Origin of the sequence: Cerasicoccus arenae (assembly GCF_014651635.1) — a bacterium.
GTDB lineage: Bacteria > Verrucomicrobiota > Verrucomicrobiia > Opitutales > Cerasicoccaceae > Cerasicoccus > Cerasicoccus arenae.
Genome location: NZ_BMXG01000062.1, coordinates 1 through 536, shown reverse-complemented (window position 1 = coordinate 536; position 536 = coordinate 1). Strand labels below are relative to the sequence as shown.

At 53.0% G+C, this 536-nt stretch carries 1 pseudogene; it reads right to left on the bottom strand.

The features are described 5' to 3' along the window. A pseudogene (locus IE065_RS17895) lies at nt 1–536 on the bottom strand (hypothetical protein); the annotation flags it as partial.

Genomic DNA, 536 nt, shown 5'->3' with positions numbered 1-536 from the left:
CCGGTAATTGAACTTGTAGCGCTGCCGATTGTAGGCGTTGAGTCCAAAGAAGGATTCACCCAGAAGTAGAGATCATCTGCGGCGGAGTCTGCCGTATTGATATTAACTTGGATGACAATAAAGGCGCTCGTTCCTGAATTCGGCGCATCGCCGCCATCGCTGAATCCAGCGGTGGCTCCGTCGGCACTCTTGGCGCGGATACGCCAATTTGCAGAACTGCCAAAGGCACCTACCGAAAGCAGTTCGGTGTTATCTGAATCGCGTATTTGCAAGGAGGCCTCATCACCACCAGAGCCAAATGCAACACCACCCGTTGAAGAAATCAGCGAGAACCAGTAAGTCGTCGTGCCATCAGGCGCAGTGATGGCCGAGAAATCACGAAAAGAGCCAGCCGTGGCCGTATTTGTCACTGTCGTAAAGCCACCCGTGACGCTTAGATTATCAGCACCAGAGCTATAGGTATTCCCCGGATAAGTGACTGTATCTCCGCCCGCGCCACTGTTGGCCCACGCATTACTAAATCCAGTACCGCCATT